This window comes from Yinghuangia sp. YIM S10712 (genome assembly GCF_051388935.1).
GTDB lineage: Bacteria > Actinomycetota > Actinomycetes > Streptomycetales > Streptomycetaceae > Yinghuangia.
This window is the reverse complement of sequence record NZ_JBPKBI010000017.1, coordinates 36617-41160: the sequence shown is the minus strand read 5'-3', so window position 1 is coordinate 41160 and position 4544 is coordinate 36617. Positions and strand designations below refer to the sequence as shown.

Annotated in this window: 4 protein-coding genes; 1 reads left to right on the top strand and 3 read right to left on the bottom strand. The window is 66.4% G+C overall.

Annotated elements, in window-relative coordinates:
* Window positions 1–820: 820 nt before the first annotated feature.
* The 3 genes from ACRX5W_RS26610 to ACRX5W_RS26600 form a co-directional block, all read right to left on the bottom strand.
* On the bottom strand, window positions 821–1528 hold the full coding sequence (locus ACRX5W_RS26610; RefSeq protein WP_436790950.1) for an ABC transporter substrate-binding protein: 708 nt from the start codon (window positions 1526–1528) through the stop codon (window positions 821–823).
* Between the two features lie 49 nt (window positions 1529–1577).
* On the bottom strand, window positions 1578–1934 hold the full coding sequence (locus tag ACRX5W_RS26605) for a hypothetical protein (protein ID WP_436790858.1): 357 nt from the start codon (window positions 1932–1934) through the stop codon (window positions 1578–1580).
* Between the two features lie 651 nt (window positions 1935–2585).
* Window positions 2586–3212 (bottom strand): TetR/AcrR family transcriptional regulator, encoded by a 627-nt coding sequence (locus ACRX5W_RS26600; RefSeq protein ID WP_436790857.1) that lies wholly within the window; start codon window positions 3210–3212, stop codon window positions 2586–2588.
* Between the two features lie 271 nt (window positions 3213–3483).
* On the opposite strand from ACRX5W_RS26600, the gene ACRX5W_RS26595 reads away from it, so the two are divergent.
* Window positions 3484–4530: an NAD(P)H-dependent amine dehydrogenase family protein gene (locus tag ACRX5W_RS26595; protein WP_436790856.1), complete on the top strand. Its 1047-nt coding sequence runs from the start codon at window positions 3484–3486 to the stop codon at window positions 4528–4530.
* Window positions 4531–4544 lie beyond the last annotated feature (14 nt).

The window sequence follows — 4544 nt, the reverse complement described above, 5'->3', positions numbered from 1 at the left end:
CTGGTGCCGGACGGCACCAGGGCCCCGAAGGAACTGCCACGCCATCTGCCGGCCTCAGTACTGCGCCGGCCTTCTGCTTCCGCGGGCCCGACCCGAATGCGGTCGGGCGGTGCGGGGATCGCGGATACGTGACCGGAGACCACCGGACTTTTCGGGGGCTCGCGGTACCCGGGCCCGAGTGACTGCGCCCGGGCGATCCTGATGGCGCTGCTCCACTCCTCCGTTCTTCCTCTGGACCAACTACCTGCCAAACGGGAACTGTTTGTTGCTGGTACTGCGTACTGCCGGGGCCTGGGTCCGAGCCCCTCCCGGTACGCGCGCTGCGGCCGACGCCTTTACCGGGAACCACTACAGCCGCACTCCTGGTGCCGCGGGATCGTCGCGCGCAGAACTACCCACTTGCGTGAAACCGCGGTACTGCTCCCGGCGACCGCCGGCCGCCGGGGCCGGTCGTCAGTCCCGTCGCCGTCCTGCAAACACTCTGGCTTCGGAACTCACCACCGGCCGTACTGCGAACCACTCAACACTGCCCGCAGTACGTCTCTGCGGGCCCTTCCTCAACCTTGGCTACGACAGAAACCATAGCCACACCAGCATCTAATGTCTACTCCGGCCGAGATAGATTTCCGCGCGTTGCAAGAAGAGGTAGTGAGTCCCCGACAGCGGCCGCGGTTCCGAGGCCTGCCGTGGCCGACAACCGCGGCAGCCGCCTGGCCAGCCGGCGGTGCGGGGGCCCGCCGGCTGCCGCGGGTGTGGGTTGGGGAGAGCCTGTGGTGGGTTTCAGGGGTGCGGTGGTGGGATGGCTCCCCCTTGGGTGGGGCTACTTGAAGTCGTTCATGCTTTTGCCGACGTCGGCGAGGGTGGCGGGGCTGCCGTATTCGCCGGTGAGTTTGGTGGCCGGGGCGTCACAGCGGTAGGGGCCGTCGGTGGGGCGGAAGTCGGCGGGTTTCCAGCCTTCGGGACCGGCTTGTTCGATGTTGTAGCACTTGACGGTGACGCCGGTGCGGACGGAGAGGTCGATCGGGGCCTGGATGCCCCCGCCCGTCCACTTGGTCTCCTTGATGGCCGCCTCGTAGACGCACCTGCGGGTGAGGTCGTTGTTGCAGGTGACCGCGGACTTGGCGAAGAGGAGCCAGGAGGAGAACGCCTTGAGTGCGGGGAAGGTGACTTTCGCGCCCGGGGCGTACTTGGCGTACAGGTCGATGATCTGCTTCACGGCGGGGCTGGAGTCGGCGAGTTCGAGCGGGTGGAAGCCGCCGAGGTCGGTGACGTTGTTCTGGTACGCGAGCACGCGGTCGCCGGCCACTTCGAGGAAGGCGGGGGTGTAGGCGCTGGAGTTCGCGTCGATCCAGTCGAGCTTGTACTCCATGGTTGTCAACACTTGTTCGAGTTTCGCCAGGCTGTTGTAGTCGCCGTGGAAGATCAGGCCCTTGACGCCCTTGTTCTTGATGGACTGGGCGTAGGGTGTCCAGTCCGCAACACCGGTCGGCGGGTACAACTCGGTATACGTGGGGTTCGCCCCGACGATGCGCAGGGACTCCTGGGTACGGGCGATGTGGCCCTTGGAAACGGGCGAGTCACCCGCCGATGATCCCGACCGAGCTCGCGGATGCGGGGTAGGCCTCCTTCGTCAGCCAGGTGTAGAAGCCCTCGTACGGCCAATATCCGTCGGCGGCGGCTTGGACGGAGACTTGCAGGTCGGACCCTTGGTTCTCGACCTGGACGGTCTGTGCGGGGAACTCGGGGAGCAGGCAGTCCAGTCGGTCGCGGACACCCATGGCGTCGAGGGCTCCCCCTCCGCCAACCAGGGCGAAGTCCTCGCGGCAGGCCTCGATGATGCGTTGCCGCACTTCAAGCATCTTGGTGTCGCGGGTTGCCGCCACGAGCTTGCGGCCGTTGATTCCGCCGGCGTCGTTGCACCAGGAGGTGAACACCTTTGCGGCGTCTATGAACTCGGAGTTCTTGGTGAAGCCGACGTCCGAGACGACACCGACCTTGATCTCCTTGTCGGTTCACGCCTTGGGCCGGCGCACCGGACGGTGTGCCCTGCTTGCAGACCTGCCCGAGGTCTCCGAACGCGGCGCTGACGGCGGCGGATTGGCTGGGCGTGGTCCCGCCGCCCTCGCCGTCCTGACTGCCGGAGCCGCCGCGGCTGCCGCATGCGGTGGCCAGGAGTATCGAAGCCATGGTGAATACGACGAAGGTTCTGCGCGCTCGTGCTGGTCTCACAGGTTCTCTCCTCGGCTGTGCCCTGACCGGGCCTGGTGATACCTGGGCTGCGGACGACCACCCCCGCATGGCCGAGCGGCCCCCTCGTGCAGGTGGCGGATCAATCCGTGGTGGTGCAACTCCGGCGGATGGCCGGGAGCATGCCGACAACGCTGCGGCGCACGTCCGGTGCGCCGCCGGGTGGCAACGTGTGTCCGGGGTGGCCGTGCTGGACACGACTCCGGCCGTGCCTGGTCTCGGCGTTGTGGTGGGTGCTCGGCAGCGGTGGCAGGGAGAGGCAACCGGAGCCGGTGGTAGTGGTGCGTTGTGTTCGGCGGGCGCGAGCCCGTGGTTGTGCCTAGGGTGCCTGCGCGGTGTCAGACAGCGGTGACCGCCTCGGCGACGGAAACCGACGCGGTGAGGGCGGGCATCAGGACGTGGTCGACGATGTTCTCCGCCAACTCGGGTGTCGGTTTCTCGCCGGCCAGCAACTCCTGGATCGTCAGCGAGCCGAACAGTACGCGGTCGGCCAGCGCCATGGCGGGGCGATTCTTGACCTCTCCCCTCTCCACGGCGCGGTCCATGATCCGGTGCAGGCTTTCCAGACCCGGCACAACCAATATCTCCCTTACCTCGCGCAGGAGTTCCGGGTCAACGCGGGCCGCGTGCCAGATGCTGATCATCGAGTCCGACGATGACTCCTCGCCGAAGACACGGACGGCCAGCAGGCGCAGGTCACCGCGGAGCGAGCCGGTGTCGATGTCCGCGAGGAGTCGCTGTTCGTCCGAGCGCCTTTTCAGGGCCGTGCTGACGAGCTTGGGCTTGCTCTCCCACTGGCGGTACAGGGTCGCTGTACTGCTTTTCGTACGCTTGGCCAACTCGGCCATGGTGACCTGTCGATAGCCGACCTCCGCGACCAAATCCAGTGCTGCTTGCAGCAGTTCGCGCTCTCGTTCGGCGGACAGTCGTCCCCGGCGCGGAGCGTCGGAAGCAAGGGCGGCCATGATCATTCTCCTGTGCGGGAGGGATCTGTGCGGGCATCACCGTAGGCATCCCCTGACAGAAAATCAAGGTTTCGAAAATTCCTGTTTCCCTCTTGAGTTCGTGCTTGGCGGCTGCATAGTCTCCGAACCGGCGGCAGGGAGAGCCCCATGATCAGCTCGCGTCGTACCGGTTCACGAACTCCGACGAACCGCGACTGAAGCGACGAACGGCCTCCGCGAGCATCAGAGCCAACCCGTACGAAGAGCTCCGACGAACAAGACAGGACCACGTATGGAAAAGCTTCGTGTCATTCAGTGGACCACCGGCAAGGTGGGCAAACTGGCCCTTCGCGCCATCATCGACGACCCCCGCCTGGAGCTCGTGGGCGTGTACGCGTGGTCGCCGGACAAGAACGGCATCGACGCCGGGGAGCTTTGCGGCCGACCGCACTGCGGCGTCACGGCGACCAACGACGTCGACGCGCTGGTCGCGCTCGGTGCCGACACCGTGATCTACACGCCCTTCATGGCCGACCTCGACCACGTCCTGCCGCTGCTGGAGAGCGGCGCCGACGTGATCAGCACCAACTTGTTCTTCAACGTCGGCGGAATCCAAGGGGAGACGAAGGAACGGCTGGAGGCCGCGTGTGTACGCGGCGGCAGTGCGCTGTTCATCACCGGAGTCAACCCCGGCTGGATCAACTCGGTCGTCACTGCCATGACCGCGGTGTGCCGGGACGTACGCATGGTCGCGATCCACGAGTCGGCCGACTGCTCCGTCTACGAGTCGGCCGAGACGTGGCTGGCGATGGGCATCTCGTTGTCCGAGACCACGCCCGAGGTCGCCGAAACCGCGCGTACGTGGATGATGAGCTTCCACGATGCCGTGCACCGCATGGCTGCGGCGTTGGGGTACACGCTGGACGACACCGAGTTCTTCCTCGGACACGCCACCGCGTCCCAGACGGTCGATCTCGGCTGGCTGCGCATCGAGAAGGGCACGAACGCCGCGCTGCGCGCCGGGTGGAACGGAAAAGTCGGCGGGCGTACGGTCGTTCAGTCGAACGTCGCGTGGTACCTGACGAAACACCTCAACGAGGGCTGGGAGTTCGACGATGACCAGTACCGCCTCGTCATCGAGGGCGAACCGGGCATCCAAAGCCGCATCCGTTTCCTCCCGCCGGACCACTGGGGTAACCACGAGTGGGACACCATGACCGCGTTGCCCGCGGTCAACGCCGCTTTCAATGTCAAGGCTGCCAAGCCCGGCATCCTGCAATTGTCCGACGTGGGCCTGCCGGTGGCCCCCGCCGGGAAGTGGCACGCGGCACGCACGTGAGCGACGCAGTGGGG

What these genes read in the sequence shown, in the direction of transcription:
- ACRX5W_RS26600 (WP_436790857.1), bottom strand. Translation starts at nt 3,212, where the DNA reads ATGGCCGCCCTTGCTTCCGACGCTCCGCGCCGGGGACGACTGTCCGCC.
- ACRX5W_RS26595 (WP_436790856.1), top strand. Translation starts at nt 3,484, where the DNA reads ATGGAAAAGCTTCGTGTCATTCAGTGGACCACCGGCAAGGTGGGCAAA.